The 16,938-nt window shown below is 72.0% G+C and carries 13 protein-coding genes and 1 pseudogene; 9 read left to right on the plus strand and 5 right to left on the minus strand.

The features are described from left to right. Window positions 1–16: 16 nt before the first annotated feature. From panD to ACFC0G_RS31745, 4 genes and pseudogenes are all read right to left on the minus strand, one after another. Window positions 17–442 (minus strand): aspartate 1-decarboxylase, encoded by a 426-nt coding sequence (gene panD, locus ACFC0G_RS31730; protein ID WP_361971772.1) that lies wholly within the window; start codon window positions 440–442, stop codon window positions 17–19. Between the two features lie 311 nt (window positions 443–753). Then, window positions 754–927 (minus strand): annotated as a pseudogene (locus ACFC0G_RS31735) (sulfite exporter TauE/SafE family protein); the annotation flags it as partial. Between the two features lie 25 nt (window positions 928–952). After that, window positions 953–2,377 (minus strand): uracil-xanthine permease family protein, encoded by a 1,425-nt coding sequence (locus ACFC0G_RS31740; protein ID WP_376409859.1) that lies wholly within the window; start codon window positions 2,375–2,377, stop codon window positions 953–955. Next, complete coding sequence (locus ACFC0G_RS31745; RefSeq protein ID WP_376409862.1) at window positions 2,374–3,498, minus strand: aryl-sulfate sulfotransferase; 1,125 nt, start codon at window positions 3,496–3,498, stop codon at window positions 2,374–2,376. The genes ACFC0G_RS31740 and ACFC0G_RS31745 overlap by 4 nt, the downstream gene beginning before the upstream one ends. Before the next feature lie 217 nt (window positions 3,499–3,715). Between ACFC0G_RS31745 and ACFC0G_RS31750 the strand changes: the two genes are divergently transcribed. Continuing rightward, complete coding sequence (locus ACFC0G_RS31750; protein ID WP_376409866.1) at window positions 3,716–4,270, plus strand: helix-turn-helix domain-containing protein; 555 nt, start codon at window positions 3,716–3,718, stop codon at window positions 4,268–4,270. Window positions 4,271–4,635: 365 nt separating this feature from the next. Continuing rightward, window positions 4,636–5,865, plus strand: coding sequence for a PP2C family protein-serine/threonine phosphatase (locus ACFC0G_RS31755; RefSeq protein ID WP_376409869.1), 1,230 nt, complete (start codon window positions 4,636–4,638; stop codon window positions 5,863–5,865). Window positions 5,866–5,970: 105 nt separating this feature from the next. Here ACFC0G_RS31755 and ACFC0G_RS31760 read toward each other — a convergent pair whose 3' ends face one another. Beyond that, window positions 5,971–6,252, minus strand: coding sequence for a hypothetical protein (locus tag ACFC0G_RS31760; protein ID WP_376409872.1), 282 nt, complete (start codon window positions 6,250–6,252; stop codon window positions 5,971–5,973). A gap of 246 nt (window positions 6,253–6,498) precedes the next feature. Between ACFC0G_RS31760 and ACFC0G_RS31765 the strand changes: the two genes are divergently transcribed. From ACFC0G_RS31765 to asnB, 7 genes are all read left to right on the plus strand, one after another. After that, window positions 6,499–7,470 carry an acetylxylan esterase gene (locus ACFC0G_RS31765; RefSeq protein WP_376409875.1) on the plus strand — a complete coding sequence of 324 codons (972 nt, stop codon included), beginning with the start codon at window positions 6,499–6,501 and terminating at the stop codon, window positions 7,468–7,470. Between the two features lie 467 nt (window positions 7,471–7,937). Then, window positions 7,938–9,416, plus strand: coding sequence for a sugar transferase (locus tag ACFC0G_RS31770; protein ID WP_376409878.1), 1,479 nt, complete (start codon window positions 7,938–7,940; stop codon window positions 9,414–9,416). 73 nt (window positions 9,417–9,489) lie between these two features. Further along, a complete protein-coding gene (locus ACFC0G_RS31775) occupies window positions 9,490–10,806 on the plus strand; it encodes a nucleotide sugar dehydrogenase (RefSeq protein WP_376409881.1) in 1,317 nt (438 codons plus the stop codon). Next, entirely contained in the window at window positions 10,796–12,055 is a 1,260-nt protein-coding gene (locus tag ACFC0G_RS31780; RefSeq protein ID WP_376409884.1) for a glycosyltransferase family 4 protein, read from the plus strand. Before ACFC0G_RS31775 ends, ACFC0G_RS31780 begins: the two co-directional genes overlap by 11 nt. Beyond that, complete coding sequence (locus tag ACFC0G_RS31785; RefSeq protein WP_376409887.1) at window positions 12,052–13,449, plus strand: Wzz/FepE/Etk N-terminal domain-containing protein; 1,398 nt, start codon at window positions 12,052–12,054, stop codon at window positions 13,447–13,449. The genes ACFC0G_RS31780 and ACFC0G_RS31785 overlap by 4 nt, the downstream gene beginning before the upstream one ends. Continuing rightward, the gene (locus tag ACFC0G_RS31790; RefSeq protein ID WP_376409890.1) at window positions 13,446–14,990 is read left to right on the plus strand and encodes a Wzz/FepE/Etk N-terminal domain-containing protein; all 1,545 of its coding nucleotides are present in this window, start codon (window positions 13,446–13,448) and stop codon (window positions 14,988–14,990) included. Before ACFC0G_RS31785 ends, ACFC0G_RS31790 begins: the two co-directional genes overlap by 4 nt. 2 nt (window positions 14,991–14,992) lie before the next feature. Then, the gene (asnB, locus tag ACFC0G_RS31795) at window positions 14,993–16,927 is read left to right on the plus strand and encodes an asparagine synthase (glutamine-hydrolyzing) (RefSeq protein WP_376409893.1); all 1,935 of its coding nucleotides are present in this window, start codon (window positions 14,993–14,995) and stop codon (window positions 16,925–16,927) included. Window positions 16,928–16,938 lie beyond the last annotated feature (11 nt).

Consider the following 16,938-nt stretch of genomic DNA (forward strand, 5'->3'; position numbering starts at 1 on the left):
GTGGCTCTCCCTCGGCTCAGATCTGGGCGGGTACGGCGTGCGGGGCACGGACCGTGTCGCTCCCGGGAACGGGAGCGGAGGCGTCCTCCCCGAGCTCCACGATGCGGTTGTCCGCGTCGACGTGCACGACACGCGGCCGGAACGCGCGCGCCTCGGCGTCCTCGACCTGCGCGTAGCTGATGAGGATGACGAGGTCGCCGGGGTGCACGAGGTGCGCGGCGGCGCCGTTGATCCCGATGACACCGGAGCCGCGCTCGCCCTCGATGACATAGGTCTCCAGCCGGGCGCCGTTGTCGATGTCGACGATGTGCACGAGCTCGCCGGGCAGCAGATCGGCCGCCTCCATCAGCTCCGCGTCGACGGTGACCGACCCGACGTAGTGCAGATCGGCCTGGGTCACGGTCGCCCGGTGGATCTTGGACTTGAACATCGTACGTATCATCGAGGCACTCCTGGACATAGGCTCCCTGCCTGCGTTTTTGCAGGTCAAGGGCTGTTTGCTCACCCTACAACGAGTCGCATGTCCGGTCAGCTGTCCCCAGGTTTTTCAGGACTCACGCTGACCACTTGCCGACTTTCCCGACACTCCGCCAGGTGACACCGGGAGAGTTCCACTCGCCCTCCCGGGCTCCACCGCGACGACTCCCCAAGCCTACGCAGCTCTCCCTCGCGGGTATCCGTGATCACCGTCACCCCGACGAGCTGACAGCGGTTGCACGCCCCCGCGACTACCGGTGAAGGGCACCGGCAGGGGCCGGCCGGGAGGAGGCGGGTCAGCGGACCGCCGAGACGGCCCGCGCGGGCATGCCGGATCAGGGCGCCGGGACCGGCGACGACGTTGCAGAGCAGATTCGTGGGTGTCACCGCGGGGGACGGCACGCCCAGGACGCTGACCTGCACCGGCAGCAGGAATACCGCGCCGGACACCCCGGCCGGGGCCGTCGCCGGTTCGTCACGCCTCCGGTGGGTCGGCGCCCTTTCCCGCGTCGGCGTCCTCGTCCTGCTCACGAAGGCCGCGGACGGGTCGCAGGAGCGCGGTGAGGAGGACGGCCGTCAGTGTGCCGGCGACGACGCCGCTGCCCAGGATCGTACGGGCCCAGGAGGGGAATCCCGCGTACAGGTCCGGGGTGAGCAGCGGCAGCAGCCCCGCGGTGAGTGCGAGCGCGGCCGTCAGACTGCCCTGGCCCGTGCCGGACAGGTCGGCCCGGCGAAGCATCTCGACGCCCATCACGGCGATGACGGCGTAGACGACGAGGGACGAGCCGCCGACGACGGCCTCCGGTATGCCGGCCAGGGCGCGCGACACCGGGGTGGCGAGCCCGAGGCCGATGAGGAGGACGCCTGCCCCGGCGGTCACGAAGCGGCTGCGGACTCCGGTGAGTCGGCCGATGCCGATGTTCTCCGCGCTGGTGACCATGAGCGACGTGCCGAACAGTCCGCCCACCATCGAGACGAGGGCGTCGGCGCGGGCGACGCGCGGAACGTCCCGCTCGGGGGCGGGAGTCCGGCCGACGGTCTCGCTGTTGAGCACGGTCTGTCCGGTGATCTCGGCGAGGGTGGTGAGGCTGAACACGAGCAGCGGCAGGGCGGCCACGAGATCGAACCGGGGTGACCCGAACGGCAGGAGGTCCGGCAGGGCGAAGCCGCTGCCGGCCGCCGGACCGAAGGTCCCGAGGCCGGTCGTCACCGCCACGACGGTGCCGGTCGCCATCCCGATGAGGACGGAGGTCTGGCGCCAGACGCCGCGCAGGAACACGTACGCGGCGACGGTCGCCGCGACCGTCAGCGCGGCGAGGAGCACCGCGCGCGGTTCCCCGGTGCCGTCCGGGCCGGTGATGAGCCGGGCGGCGACCCGGATCATCGCGATCCCGATGAGCAGCACGGTCACGCCCATGACCAGGGGCGGAAAGAGGCGTACGACCCGGGCGTACAGGGGCAGTACGGAGAGCAGGAGCGCCGCTGCCAGGAGGACGGCACCGGTGGCGGTCGGCGCGCCGTGTTCCTGGGCGATCTGGAGGAACAGCGCGGTCGCGGCGCCGCCGGGCAGCATGACGAACGGCAGGCGGCCGCCGATCCGCCACACGCCGAGGGACTGGAGCAGGGCGCCCGCGCCGCACAGCAGCAGGACGGCGCTGAGCAGCGAGGCCGTGGCTCCCGGGGGCATCTTCAGGGTGCCGGCGACGAGGAAGACGGTGGAGACCGGCGCGGCGATCATCGCCAGGACGTGCTGGGCCGCCAGCGGTGCCAGTCGCCGCAGCGGAACCCGCGCCTGCACGGGCTCGACGGCCTTGGCGGCCGTGGCGGCCGTGGCGGGCCGGGGCGAGTCGGAGGCGGAGGCAGAGTCAGAGGCGGAGTCCGTGTCTCGGGTGGTCGTCATGCCGTCGCCTCCAGCCACGGGATGTCGGCCGCGGCGTAACGGTAGGCGCGGAAAACGGCGTTGGGTTCGGACGGGAAGAGGCCCCGGACCTCGCTCTCGTCGTATCCGGCGAAGTGGGGGACGACGTACTCCCAGCAGAGATAGCCGTCCTTCGTCACCTCGAAGAGCCGCCCGGACGGGGAGTCGGTGACGAGTGTGTTCCCGTTGGGCAGGCGCTGCGCAGAGCCCATGAAGGGCGCGAAGAAGAACTCGCGGGCCGGGTCGTGGTACTCCCATACGACGTCGCCGCCGGCCCGGTCGATCTCGATGACCCGGGAGTAGGGCACGTCGTGACCGGGGCGGAAGACGCCGTTGTCGAAGACCAGTAGCCGCCCGTCGTCCAGTTCGGTGGGCGCGTGCTGCTGGCTGACCGTGCCGGGGCGGCTGCGCCAGAGGATCTCGCCGGTGTCGCGGCTGATGACGACGACCGCCGAGACGCTGCGCAGGCTGGCGAGGATGTTGCCGTCCCGTAGGGGCGTGACACTGTTGATCAGGGGCCAGTGCTCGCGGGCGTACGCCTCGTGGAGCGCGAAGGACTCGCGGTCGAGGTGCTCCGCGGCGCGCCAGGACCACAGGAGTTCGCCGTCCGGGCCGACTTCCCTGATGGTGTCGGCCCAGACCACGCCGTCCGCGGCTTCGGAACCGGGCACCCCGCCGCGTACCGTCGCGGCTTCGGAACCGGTCAGGGGTTCCAGGGCGGTGTAGAGGATGCGGCCGTCCTCGAGATGGTGGGCGTCATGGTGCTGGAGGGGATCCCGGTGCTCCCGGAGGACGGATCCGTCGGGTGCCGCCCGGAGCATGACGCCGCCCCGGTACTTGTGCCACATGGGGAAAAGGGCGCGCTCGCCCGGGAGTACGCCGTTGTAGGCGAGGGTTCCGTCGGCGAGCAGCCGGGCATGGCGGCCGGGCCGGTAGGGAAGGTCCCAGCGGTGGACGGCACGGCCGCGGATGTCGACGAGGTGGACCTCTCCCGTGCCGGTGAGCGGCGCGTAGAGGGTGTAGCCGTCGTACACGGCTGCCTCGTCGCAGGCGATGAGGCCGGTGGGGCGTCGGCGGCGCGAGTTCTGGTCGATCGGGGGCATGTCGGAAGTCCAGTCGTCAGTCGTCAGTCGTCAGTTGCCGGTCATCAAAGTTTCTTTGATGAGATCAATCGACTTTGACGGTAGAGACGTTGTGTGACGGGCGTGTGTCGGCAGTACGAAACCGTCTCCGGGTTTCCGGCGCGTGCCGCGTAGGGTGCCGTCAGGCGCCGTCGACCAGGGAGAACGGCACCGTGGGGTGGGGAAGGACGGGACGTCCATGGAGGCCGTGAACACACCGCGGGTGGGTGCCGCCGTACGCCGACGGCGGCGGGCACTCGACCTGACGCTCGCCGACGTGGCCGAACGCAGCGGACTCTCCTCCCCGTTCCTCAGCCAGATCGAGAACGACCGGGCGCGCCCCAGCATGCGGTCCCTGCAACGGATCGCGGACGCGCTCGGCACGACGGCGGTACATCTGCTCGCGGCTTCGGACGAGACCCGCACGATCGACGTGGTGCGCGCCGGCGACGACAGCGGCCTCGACCGTGAGGCACGCGTCCGGCCGGTGGTACGCGGCCGCCATCAGCTGCACGCCCTGGAGTTCGTCGGCGAGCACGAGGCGGACCGCGAGTTCCGGCACCGCAACGACGAGTTGATGTACGTGGCGGACGGCACGGCGGAGGTGGAGGCCGACGGCCGTATCCACCGGCTGTCGCGCGGGGACACCCTGCTGCTGTCCGGCGGTGTCCGGCACCGCTGGCGCACCACCGAACCGGGCTCGCGGGTCCTGGTGGTCGCGATCGGCGACCACGTGGAGGTACTGGGGTCCTGAGGGAGCGGGGCATCCCGGTGAACGCAGCGCCGCGACCGCCACCGACCGCACAGCCGACCGAATCCCCGTCGCCGCCGGAGTCCGGAAGCAACTGACCGAGGCGGCGGCGGACCGGGGCGTCGCCCCGCCCTGCTACCGCCGGCCGGCGGGCCGACCGAGGTATGCGGGGCGTGGTGCGCGGTGATCGCTCCGGGCGGCGTTCGACACGGCTCCCGGCGATGCCCCGAAGAGGGACGTCCCGCCTGAGCGCCGCCCGGGTGACGGACCGGAGCCGGAAGGAGTAGGGCCTCGGCCTTCGTGACACGCTCACTCCTATCGTGGAAGCAGACGTTGACGGTTGGCGACGAGGTGGGGTGGACAGCGGCATGGACGGGCAGCGAGTCGACTACGCGGCGGTGTTCCAGGACCTTCCCGGCATGGTCGCCCTGCTCACGCCCGACCTGGTGTACGTCGATGTCAACGAAGACTTCACACGCTTCTCCGGACGCTCCCGCACGCAGCTGGTGGGCCGCTACGTCTTCGACGCCTTCCCCGAGAATCCGCACGACCCGGCGGCCGCCGGGATGCGGGAGACCGAGGCGTCGATGCTGCGTGTGGTGGCCACCGGCGAGCGCGACACCATGGCATTGCTCCGCTACGACATCGAGGATCCCCAGCGGCCGGGCCACTGGCAGGAGCACTTCTGGAGCCCCGTCAACGCACCCGTGCTCGGTCCCGACGGCCAGGTGGTGCTGATCGTGCACCGCGTGGAGGAGGTCACTCAGCTCATCCACTCTCGGGACCCCTCGGACGACACCTCCCGGTCCGGGGTCCTGGAGGGTGAGCTCTACGCACGCTCCCGTGAACTGCAAGAGGTCAACGAGCGCTTGCGCCAGGCGCACGCCCGGGAGCGGGAAGTGGCGGTGGCCCTCCAGGAGGCGATGCTGCCCTCCCCCAGCCCCGTCGGGCACCACGAGGCGGCTGTGCGCTACCACCCCTCGATCAGCGGACTCAACGTGTGTGGCGACTGGTACGACCTGGTCGACCTCCCCGGAGACCGCATGGCGGTGGCCGTCGGAGACGTCGTGGGCCACGGCCTCGCCGCTGCCTGCGTCATGGGTCAACTGCGCAGCGCGCTGAGCGCGGCCACGCTTGTCGCCGATGGCCCGGCCCAGGCCCTCGATGCCCTCGGGCTGTACGCCCGCTCCGTCGAGGGCGCGGAATCGACCACAGCGGCGACGGCCTTCATCGACTGGAACACCCACACCCTCACCTACAGCAGCGCCGGCCATCCTCCGCCCGCGCTGCTCGACCCCGACGGGGGCGTGACCTTCCTCGACCAGGCGACCGACCCACCGCTCGGCGCCCGCCCCGAACACGTTCCCCGCCCCCAAGCGACCGCCGCCTTCACCGAAGGCACGACACTGGTGATGTACACCGACGGCCTGATCGAGCGTCGCGCCGAGGACATCTACGACGGCCTCGCCCGCCTCGCCGACTCCCTGGAGCGGCGCAGGAAAGCCGACCCCGAAGCCCTGGCCGACGCCCTCCTCGCGGACCTCCTGCCCACCAGCGGCAACACCGACGACACGGCACTCGTCATCATCCGTCTGTGACGACCGCCCCACCGGCGGCCCAGTCCACCTCCGGGTACCGCGTGTCGGTCACCTCGGACGTCGGCGGCACCTTGCCGGCGTCGTGAGTGACGCCCCGGACACCGCCTACGCGGTGTTCACGTCCAGGAGGCGGCTCGTGCGGGTGCTCGCGCCGGTCAGGGCGAGGGGGATGCCGAGGCTTCCGCACATGCGGTGCGCGCGGGCGAGGGCGCTGAGGGTGGCGGGGGTGGGGTCGGCGGCCGGGACCGCGATGACCACGCGGGCCGGCCGGTGGCTCTGGACGAGGGCCTGGATCTGGAGGGCGGCCGCGGCCCTGTTGGTGACGTCCAGGTCGCGGTGGAGCGTCACGTGCAGGACGTCGTGGCGAATGGTGTGGCTGATGAGCATGGTGTCCCTCCGCGCAGGACGACGAGGGCCCGCAGCCGGACGCGGTGGGGCATCGTCCGAGGATGCCACGGGGATGCGTCCGGGAGCGTTCTCGTGGCGCGCTCGGCGTGGAGTGTCGGTGGCCGGTTCTCCTGAGCCCCGGCCGATTCACGTATATGAATCGGCCGGGGTCGCTGACTAGGGTGGGGAAGACCGGCGTGACCGGTCGAGATCTCGAACGCGACCCTCACCCACCAGGTGGTCTTCATGAGCCAGTTCGACCTGCCCCTCGACCGACTCCGCACCTACCGCAGCGCGTCCGTGGAGCCTGAGGACTTCGACGCCTTCTGGGCGAAGACCCTCGACGAGACCCGCGCGCATCCGCTCGACGCGCGCTTCGAGCCCGTCGCGACGGGCCTCGCCACGGTGGAGACGTACGACGTGACGTTCGCCGGATTCGACGGACAGCCGGTCAAGGGCTGGTTCGTGCTGCCGGCGGGCACGTCCGAACCGCTGCCGGTCGTGGTCGAGTTCCTCGGGTACGGAGGCGGGCGCGGCCTGCCGCACACGCATCTGCTCTGGGCCTCCGCCGGGTTCGCGCACTTCGTGATGGACACCCGGGGGCAGGGCAGCGGGTGGGCCACCGGCGACACCCCCGACCCGGTCGGCAGCGCGCCCTCCTTCCCGGGCTTCATGACCCGGGGCATCGAGAACCCGGCGACGTACTACTACCGGCGGCTGTTCACGGACGCGGTCCGCGCCGTGGAGGCGGCGCGCTCGCACCCGCTGGTGGACGCGGGCCGCACGGCGGTGACCGGGGGGAGCCAGGGCGGCGGCATCACCCTGGCCGTGGCGGGGCTGGTGCGGGACCTGGTGGCGGTGGCCCCGGACGTCCCGTTCCTCTGCGACTTCCCGCGGGCGACGACGGTCACGGACCGGACGCCCTACCGCGAGATCGGCAACTACCTCAAGACCCACCGGGGCCGCGTCCGGCAGGCGCGGGAGACCCTCGCGTACTTCGACGGCGTCCACTTCGCGGCGCGCGCCACCGCACCGGCCCTGTTCTCGACGGCCCTGGAGGATCTGACGTGCCCCCCGTCGACGGTGTTCGCGGCCTTCAACGCGTACGCGGAGGAGGACAAGGAGATCGAGGTCTACGACTTCAACGACCACGAGGGCGGCGGCGCCTTCCAGCAGGCGGCCCAGCTCCGCTGGCTGCCCGGGAGACTCCGCGGCTGAGGCCCCTGCCCCGCCGCTGACCGGCGGGGCAGGAGAAAGCCCTTCACCACAGGTCGCACGGTGTGACCGGGTCGTCACGGCACCGGCGGGTCACTATCTGACGGTGGATCAACCTTCAAAGGTTGCCCACAAGTTGCGTACATTCCCTCACCAGACGAGTCCTCATGGTCTAGATTGACCGTGCTTCACATGATCTGACACGACGTAACAAATGATGATCTTTCGAACCGGCGCCATGGACGGCACGAGGTCGCGTCCACCGCCGCCGGAGCGGAATGTTCCAGTAGCGCTGCAACAGCCAGTACGTGATGCGCGGGCGGGGCGGGGGCCTCCCGGAGCGAGGATCGGCGCGGCGCGGGAGGCGGGGGCCTCCCGAGGGGAGGAACAGCGCGGGAGGCGGGGGTCTCCCGGGGGGAGGAACCGTGTGGAGCCAACACGTCGAGCCCACTGACGCCCTGGGGGGGTCTGTGCAGCAGGGTGAATTAGTCAGCCCGTTTCCCTCGCCCCTCGGGCGTCTGGAGAACGGGGAGTTCAGCCGGACCACGATCGACTGGGAGCAGCGGTACCGCCGTGCCGTGATCACCAGCGACACCGTCGCCACCGCCTTCGTCGTCGCGGCGATCGGCGGCTTCTTCGGGGCCCGGGACGCGGCCAACTGGCACGAGAAGTGGAGGATCCTCGCCTTCGGCACCGAGCTGCTGGTGCTGGGAGCGCTGGCGGTGAGCCGGGCGTGGTCCCCGGCCGTGCTCGGCCAGGGTGCCGAGGAGTTCCGTCGGCTCGGGCGCTCGCTGTTCGCGGCGGTCGTCGTCCTGGCGCTCGGCGGGATCGCCCTCACCTCGACCAACATCAAGCTCTGGATCTTCGTCGCGATCCCGGCCATCGCGCTCGTCACCATGACCGAGCGGTATCTGCTGCGTCTCTGGCTGCACAAACAGCGGAAGGAAGGACGGTGTCTGCGCCCGGTGCTCGCTGCCGGGAGCCTGGCCACCGTGCGCGATCTGATCAACCGGACCCGCAAGTTCCCGCACCTCGGCTGGCGGGTGGAGGCGGTGTGCACGGCGGATCGTCCCGGGCGCGACGGTGACCACCTGGACGGCGTGCCGGTCGTCGGCCGGCTGGCCGACGTCGCGGGCCACGTCCGCCGCGACGGCTACCGTGTCGTCGCGGTCACACCGGACCCGCACTGGTCACCGGACCGGCTGCAGCGGCTGGCCTGGAACCTCGAAGGCAGCGACGCGGAGATGGTCGTGGCCCCCGTGCTCATGGAGGTGGCCGGCCCGCGGCTGCACGTCGACGCGGTGCTCGGGATCCCCCTGCTGCGGGTCAGCATGCCGACCTTCAGCGGCGGCCCCCGGGCGGTCAAGGAGGTCGTCGACCGGCTGGGCGCGGCGGTCCTGCTGATGCTGTTCGCGCCGCTGATGGTGGTCGTCGGGCTGCTCGTGATGGTGGACAGCCGGGGCGGTCCGGTCTACCGCCAGCGCAGGGTCGGCAAGGACGGCCGCGAGTTCACCATTCTCAAGTTCCGCACCATGGTCGCCGACGCCGACCGGGCACGGGCCGCGCTGACCGACCGCAACGAAGGCGCCGGCCTGCTGTTCAAGCTCCGCCGGGATCCGCGGGTGACCCGGGTGGGATCGGTGCTTCGCCGGTACTCGATCGACGAGCTGCCACAGCTCTTCAACGTGCTCACCGGGTCGATGTCGCTCGTCGGCCCGCGGCCTCCGCTGCCGGAGGAGTCCGCCGCGTACGGCCCGGACATCCGGCGGCGGCTGCTGGTCAAACCGGGCCTCACCGGCCTGTGGCAGATCAGCGGACGCAGCGACCTGTCGTGGGAGGAGGCGGTCCGGCTGGACCTGCGGTACGTGGAGGACTGGTCGCTCGCGCTGGACACGGTGATCTTGTGGAAGACGCTGCGGGCGGTGCTCTACGGGCAGGGGGCCTACTGATGCGCGGGGGGCGTCGTCCGGCAGGCACGGGGAGCGCAGGCCATGGGTGCCTGCATGGGGGGAGGAACGCGTCATGAGAATCAGCGTTTTCGGGCTCGGCTACGTGGGCTGCGTGTCGGCCGCGTGCCTGGCCGGCATGGGGCACGAGGTCATCGGGGTGGACGTGAACCAGGTGAAGGTCGACCTGGTCAACGACGGCAAGGCCCCGGTGGTCGAGGAGCGGATCGGCGAACTCATCGCCGAGGTCGTACGGACCGGAGCGCTCCGCGCCACCGACGACGTCCGTGAGGCGATCATGGGCAGCGACGTGTCGCTGATCTGCGTGGGCACGCCGTCGGAGGCCAACGGCAGTCTGTGCACCACATATCTGGAGCGGGTCACCGAGCAGATCGGTGCCGCGGTGGCCGAGCGGGGCGGGCGGCAGACCGTCGTGTTCCGCAGCACCATGCTCCCCGGCACCTGCCTGAACCTGCTGGTGCCGATCCTGGAGAAGTACGCCGGCGGCACGGCCGGGGTGGACTTCGGGGTCGCGGTCAACCCGGAGTTCCTGCGCGAGGGCACGAGCGTGCGGGACTTCTTCGACCCGCCCAAGACCGTCATCGGCGAGCTCGACCGGGAGAGCGGCGACGTGGTGGCGGCGCTGTACGAGGGACTGCCCGGCGAGGTGTTCCGGGTGCCGGTCCCGACGGCCGAGGCGATCAAGTACGCGGACAACGCCTTCCACGGCCTCAAGATCGGCTTCGCGAACGAACTGGGCGCGGTGTGCCGGGCGCTCGGGGTGGACTCGCACCAGGTGATCGACGTGTTCCTGGCCGACCGCAAGCTGAACATCAGCTCCGCCTACCTGCGGCCCGGCTTCGCCTTCGGCGGCTCCTGCCTGCCCAAGGACCTGCGCAGCCTGGTCCACGCGGCGCAGCGGGCCGACGTGTCGGTGCCCATCCTCTCCCACGTACTGCCCTCCAACGCCGACCACTTGCAGCGCGCGGTGGAGTTGGTCGAACGCACCGGCAAACGCCGGGTGGGCCTGTTCGGGCTGTCGTTCAAACCCGGCACCGACGACCTCCGCGAGAGCCCCCTCGTCGAACTGGCGGAGAGGCTCTTCGGCAAGGGGTACGACCTGCGGATCTACGACCCCAACGTCAACCTCTCCCGGCTGCTCGGCGCGAACCGCGAGTACATCGAGACCCGGCTGCCGCACCTCGCGCAGCTGCTCTCGGACTCCGTCGGCGAGGTGCTCGACCATGCCGAGGTGGCCCTGGTCGGGACCAAGGACCCGGCCGTGCTGTCGGCGCTGCCCCATGACGGCAGCCCGGTGATCGTCGACCTCATCCACCTTCCCGACGCCGCCGTGCGCCGGACCGAACCGGGGTACGTGGGCCTTGCTTGGTAAAGCGACCAGTGGCGCCGGCCGGCGCGCGCTGATCCTGGTGGAGAACCTGTCGGTGCCGTTCGACCGACGGGTGTGGCAGGAGTGCACGACGTTGCGCGACGCGGGCTGGGAGGTGCACGTCATCTGCCCCCGGGGGGAGAAGCGGGACACCGAGCCGGAGGCGGAGATCGACGGGGTGCGGATCCACCGCTACCCGTTGCGCGCGGCCACCGGAGGGCCCGCCGGCTACCTGCGGGAGTACGGAACGGCGTTGTGGCACACGCTCCGGCTGGCCCGCAGGGTCGGCCCGGTCGACGTGGTCCACGCCTGCAATCCGCCGGACCTGCTGTTCCTGCCGGCCCTGTGGCTGAAGCGGCACGGCGCGCGGTTCGTCTTCGACCAGCACGACCTGGTACCCGAGCTGTACCTCTCCCGCTTCGACCGCGGCGAGGACCTGCTCTACCGCGCCGTGTGCGCGCTGGAACGGCGGACCTACCGGGCCGCGGACATCGTGCTCGCCACGAACGAGAGCTACCGGGACGTCGCGGTCCGCCGCGGCGGCCGGCGGCCGGAGGACGTGTTCGTGGTGCGCAGCGCACCCGACATCGACCGCTTCCACCCGGTGCCGCCCGAGCCGGAGTTGAAGCGCGGCAAGCCCCATCTGCTGTGCTACCTCGGCGTCATGGGACCGCAGGACGGTGTCGACTACGCCCTGCGGGCCCTCGCGAAGCTGCGCGACGAGCAAGGACGTACCGACTGGCACGCGGTGTTCGTCGGCGCCGGCGACGCCTTCGACGCGATGGTCGAGCTGTCCCGGCGGCTCGGGCTCTCGGAGCAGGTCCAGTTCACCGGGCGCATTCCGGACGCCGACCTGGTGCGCTACCTGTCCACGGCGGACGTGTGCCTCTCCCCCGACCCGCGCAATCCGCTCAACGACGTGTCGACCATGAACAAGGTCCTGGAATACATGGTGATGGGCCGGCCGATCGTCTCGTTCGACCTGCGGGAGGCGCGCGTCTCCGCCGGTGACGCCGCCGTCTACGCGCCCGCGAACGACGAGGCCGCGTTCGCCGGGCTGATCGCGCGGCTCCTCGACGACCCGGAGGAGCGGGCCCGGATGGGCAAGACCGGCCAGGAGCGGATCGGCGGGCAGCTCTCCTGGCGGCACTCCCAGCAAGCGCTGCTGGCCGCCTACGCCGCCGCCTGCCGCGACCACACCCCCGTGTCGGCGAGCGGCCCGGTCAAGACAGGGAAAAGGCCCCGCCGTTGAGCGATGACACCATACGCCTGGTCACGATCGGGCGGATCATCCGTCGGCGCTGGCGGCTTCTCACCCTCCTCACCCTGGTGGGTGCGCTCGTCGGCCACGGCACCTCCTTGCTGCTTCCGCCGCGCTACACGACCTCGGCGTCGGTCCTGCTGCCGGGGGCGTGGGAGGAGCGCGAGCTGCTGACGCAGGCGGAGATCGCGACCAGTTCGGTGGTGGTCGACCGGGCGGCCGCCGCGCTCGGCTGGGCCGGGGTCGACGGCACCGAGCTCCGCGACCGGGTGAGCGCGGAGGTCGCCGACGGGAACATCATCACGATCTCGGGCACGGCCGACACCGCGGAGCGCGCGCAGCGTCTCTCCGACCGGGTGGCCGGGGAGTTCGTCACCTACGCCGCGCAGATCGTGGGCAACGACACCGACCCCAAGGCGGCGGGGCAACCCGAGGCACTGCGGAAACTGGTGGCGCAGACCAGCCGCCGCATCACCGAACTGGCCGACGCGGCCGGTACGGGACGGACCGTGGAGAGCGTGCAGACCCGCACCGAGCTCGCGAAGCTGCGGACCGCGCTGCAGGAGTCCGTGGACAAGCTGGACAAGGCCGAGCCGGCCGACAGCAAGGCCAACCTGGTCGTCATGGGACCGGCGGCCCGGCCCACCGGCGAGGCACCGCCGACGCGGACGCAGCTCGTCGTCGCCGGGGCGCTGCTGTTCTTCCTGCTCACGGTCATCGGCCATCTCGCCGCCGCGCGGATGAGCCGCCGGCTGCGGACCCAGCCGGAGATCGCCGCGGCACTGGGCTCGACGCTGCTCGGCAGCGTCGACGTATCCGGTGAACGGTCCGCGCACCGGCCGGGAGGCCGTGGCCCGCGGGCCCTGCTCCGCCGGCTCCTCGGCGTCGACACCCGGTGGGACCTGCCGACGCCGCGGGCCTCCGACGACGAGGAGGCCCGGCAGATCCGCTACCGGCGGGTGTGCGCCCGCCTCCGGGACCGGCATCCGGCCCCCCGGCGACTGCTCGTCGTCGTCCCGGACGGCGACGAGATCGCCCGCCGGGCCGCCGGGCGGCTCGTCGCCGAGGCCGGAAACGATCCGTCCCCGGACTCGTCGAGCGGGGAGTCCCCCCTGCTGCGGGTGGTGGGGGTCTCCGTGTCCCGGCCGATGGTGCCGGACCACGGCCCGGAGTCCGGTGCCCTGGTCGTGCTCAGCGCGGGCAGCTGGACCGCGCCGGAGCTCGCCGGGATCGCCGAGGCATGTGCCGACGCCCGGCACGAGCTCGTCGGCATCGTCCTCGCCGGCCCGGTCCGGGCCCGTCCGCCGCGTCCCGCCGGCCGTCGCCGCGATCCCGCCGAACCGGCGGTCGCGGTCGGCGCCGACACCACGGGAGGTACGCGGTGACGACGCATACGACATCGGAGCCGTCGGCCGCCGCTCCGCTCCTCGACTTGCAAGTACTGGTGGTGGCGGTGCGCAGGCGCCGCCGGCTCTGGGGCTCCCTCGGGCTGCTCGGGCTGCTCCTCGGCGTGGCGCTGGCCGTCCTGCTGCCGACGCCGCCGACCGCGGTGACCAAGGTGCTGGTCGCGCATCAGGAGGACCAGCCGAACGACCCCGGCACGCTCATCCGCACCGATGTCGCGCTGCTGCAGACCACCCGGATCGCCGGCCATGCACTGGCGGCCCTCAAGTCCCCGGACAAACCGGAGGACTTCATGAAGGACTACACGGGGATCGGGCTGACGAACAACGTGCTGCAGATAGAGGTGACGGGTGAGAGCGACGCGGAGGCGGTGGCCCGCACCCAGGCGCTGGCCGACGCGTTCATCGCGGACCATGTGCGGCGGATAGAGGAGGCGGCGAACTCCGAGGCCAAGGCGCTGACCGATCAGCGCGACCGGCTGCGGGAGGAGCTCACCCAGGTCAACAAGGCGATCGGAGACGCGTCCTCGGAGAGCGGTCCGAAGACGTCGGCGAACATGGAGTCGCTCTTCGCCCGCCGGGCCGAGCTCAACTCGCGGATCGCCGATCTCGACCAGCGCGCCGCGGAGGCGCGTATCGGCACGCCCCACCTCATCGCAGGCACCCAGATCGTGGACGCCCCGCGCCCGGTGCGGCACTCCCTGCCCAAGACCGCCGCCACCCAGGCCGCGATCGGGCTCGCCCTCGGACTCGCCCTCGGGCTCGCGGTGGCCGCCGTCGGCTCGGTCGTGGCGGACCGCCCCGTGCTGCGCCGCGAGATCGCGGCGCACCTCGGCGCCTCGGTCGTCGCCGAGCTGCCCCGCCGGTCGCCCCGGCCGTGGCGGCGCCGGCGGATCCGGGCGGCACGGACCCGGCTCACGGCGTCCCTGGCCCGTACCGTGCGCGACTCCCCTGAACCGCTGTCGCTGCTGGAACTGGGCTGTGCGCGCGGCACGAGCGCGCTCGCCCTGGACCTCGCCCGGGAACTGGCCGCGGACGGGCCCATGGTCGTCGTCGACGGTCTGCCCGGACAGCCGCTGACCCACCGCCGCCCGAAGGCCGGAGACCCGACCGTGGTGGGCGCCGAGCTCGGCGCGACCGTGTCCCGCCGGCAACTCCGCCTCGGTGTCGGCTCGGTGGCGCCCGGTACGGCGTGGGCCGACCTCCCGTACCTCGGCACACGGACCGTGCTCGTCGTGCGTGCCGGGCACGGCAGCACCGCATGGCTGCACACCGTGGCGCGGCAGCTCGCCGAGCAGCGCATCGCGGTGATCGGGGTGGTGCTGAGCGACCCCGACGCGCGCGACCGGACCGACGGCACGCTGTGGGACGGGCCGCACACGGCGCCGCGCGGACGGATCGACCGGCCCGCCCGGCAGAGCGGGACGGGCCCGCGGCGGCCGGAGCGGGTGCCGATGTGGGCCGCGCGGATCCCGGACGACGACGCCCCGCGGATCCCGGACAACGACCAGGAGGTGCGGTAGAGATGTGTGGCATCGCAGGCACGTACCGATGGCCGGACGGGAAGGCCGTCACGGACCGGCTCACCGATACCCTCGCCCACCGCGGTCCGGACGGGGCGGGCCGGTACGGCCACCCCGTCGGTGACGGCGACGTGCAGCTCGGGCACCGGCGGCTGGCCATCGTCGACCTGTCCGAGACGGGCGCCCAGCCGATGGTGTCGGGCGGCCTCGTCCTGACGTACAACGGCGAGCTGTACAACGCGCCCGAGCTGCGTGCCGAACTGGCGGCCGCCGGGGTGCGCTTCCGCGGTACGTCCGACACCGAGGTCCTCCTGGAGGCCTGGCGGCGCTGGGGCACGGACTGCCTGCCCCGGCTGCGCGGCATGTTCGCGTTCGGGATCTTCGACGAGCGGACCGGTGAGCTGGTGCTCGCCCGCGACCAGCTCGGCATCAAGCCGCTGTTCCTGCTCCGGCGCGGCGAGGGCCTGGTGTTCGCGTCCGAGCTCAAGGCGCTCGCCGCCGCCACCGGCGGTTCGCTGGAGGTGGACCACGGGGCCCTGGTGGCCTCGCTGCTGTACTACTGGGTGCCGGACTCGCGGTGCGCGTTCCGCGAGGCGGAGAAGCTGCCGCCGGGGAGCTGGCTCCGGTGCCGGCCCGACGGACGGGTGGACCGCGGCCGGTTCTGGAACCTGCGGGACGTCGCCGCCGAGGGCCGGGAGCGGGCCCTGGCCGGGGAGCGGCCGGACATCGGCGCGATCGTCGAGGAGTCGACGCGGCGCCATCTGCTGTCCGACGTGCCCGTGGCGACCTTCCTCTCCGGCGGGCTCGACTCCAGCTATCTGACCGCGCTGGCCGCCCGCGACCAGCCCGGGATCTCCGCCTACACGATCGGGTTCCGAGCCGAGGACGCCAAGTTCGAGGCGATGCCGGACGACCTGCGGTACGCCCGGCAGGTGGCCGAGCGGTTCGGCGTCGACCTGCACGAGATCGAGATCGCTCCGAACGTCCTCGACCTGCTGCCGCAGATGACGTACCACCTGGACGAGCCGATCGGCGACCCCGCCGCGATCAACACGTTCCTGATCTGCTCGGCCGCCCGGGAGGCCGGGGTCAAGGTGATGCTCTCGGGGATGGGCGCCGACGAGCTGTTCGCCGGGTACCGCAAGCACCTGGCCAACCTCATCGCCCTGCGCTACCAGCGCGTCCCGCGACCCCTGCGGAGCGGACTGTCCCGGGCCGTGGACCGGCTGCCGGTCGCCACCGCCCGCCGGGGATACCGGTCGGTGCGGTTCGCGAAGCGGTTCCTGTCCTTCGCCGATCTGCCGGAGGAGACGGCCTTCCGGCGCAGCTACACCATGTACGACCAGGACGAGCTGCTCGCCCTGGTCGACCCGGACCTGGCCGGGACGGTCGACGACGTGCTGACCGAGCACGCGGACGTCTACCAGGACAACGACCTCGACGACTTCGTGAACCGCATGTGCCTGGGCGACGCCCGGATGTTCCTGCCGGGTCTGAACCTCGCGTACACGGACCGGTCGAGCATGGCCGCGTCGACCGAGGTGCGCGTGCCGTACGTGGACGTCGAGGTGGTCAAGGCGGCGTTCGCCGTGCCCGGCGATCGCAAGATCGTCGGACGGCAGGGCAAGGCCGTCCTCAAGGAGGCGGCCACGTCGATCCTGCCCCGGGAGATCGTGTACCGGCCCAAGGGCCTGTTCAGCGCGCCGCTGCGCGCCTGGATGAGCCGGGACCTGGCACCGCTGGTGCGCGAGGTGGTGAACGACGGCGTCCTCGTCAACTCCGGGATCCTGCGCCGCGACGCGCTGGCCCGCATGGTCGCCGAGGACGCCGCCGGGCAGCGGGACTTCTCCAAGCATCTGTGGCATGTGCTGACCCTCGAGTACTGGTATCGCGGCGCGACCTCCGCGTCCGACCGGAGCACTCACTCGACGGCGTAGAAGACAGCTGA

This window comes from Streptomyces sp. NPDC056169, assembly GCF_042268445.1.
In the GTDB taxonomy this organism is placed as follows: Bacteria; Actinomycetota; Actinomycetes; order Streptomycetales; family Streptomycetaceae; genus Streptomyces.

Bases quoted from the DNA above. Each gene is read 5' to 3' on its own strand.
- panD (WP_361971772.1), bottom strand. From the start codon at position 442: ATGATACGTACGATGTTCAAGTCCAAGATCCACCGGGCGACCGTGACC.
- ACFC0G_RS31740 (WP_376409859.1), bottom strand. From the start codon at position 2,377: ATGACGACCACCCGAGACACGGACTCCGCCTCTGACTCTGCCTCCGCC.
- ACFC0G_RS31745 (WP_376409862.1), bottom strand. From the start codon at position 3,498: ATGCCCCCGATCGACCAGAACTCGCGCCGCCGACGCCCCACCGGCCTC.
- ACFC0G_RS31750 (WP_376409866.1), top strand. From the start codon at position 3,716: ATGGAGGCCGTGAACACACCGCGGGTGGGTGCCGCCGTACGCCGACGG.
- ACFC0G_RS31755 (WP_376409869.1), top strand. From the start codon at position 4,636: ATGGACGGGCAGCGAGTCGACTACGCGGCGGTGTTCCAGGACCTTCCC.
- ACFC0G_RS31760 (WP_376409872.1), bottom strand. From the start codon at position 6,252: ATGCTCATCAGCCACACCATTCGCCACGACGTCCTGCACGTGACGCTC.
- ACFC0G_RS31765 (WP_376409875.1), top strand. From the start codon at position 6,499: ATGAGCCAGTTCGACCTGCCCCTCGACCGACTCCGCACCTACCGCAGC.
- ACFC0G_RS31775 (WP_376409881.1), top strand. From the start codon at position 9,490: ATGAGAATCAGCGTTTTCGGGCTCGGCTACGTGGGCTGCGTGTCGGCC.
- asnB (WP_376409893.1), top strand. From the start codon at position 14,993: ATGTGTGGCATCGCAGGCACGTACCGATGGCCGGACGGGAAGGCCGTC.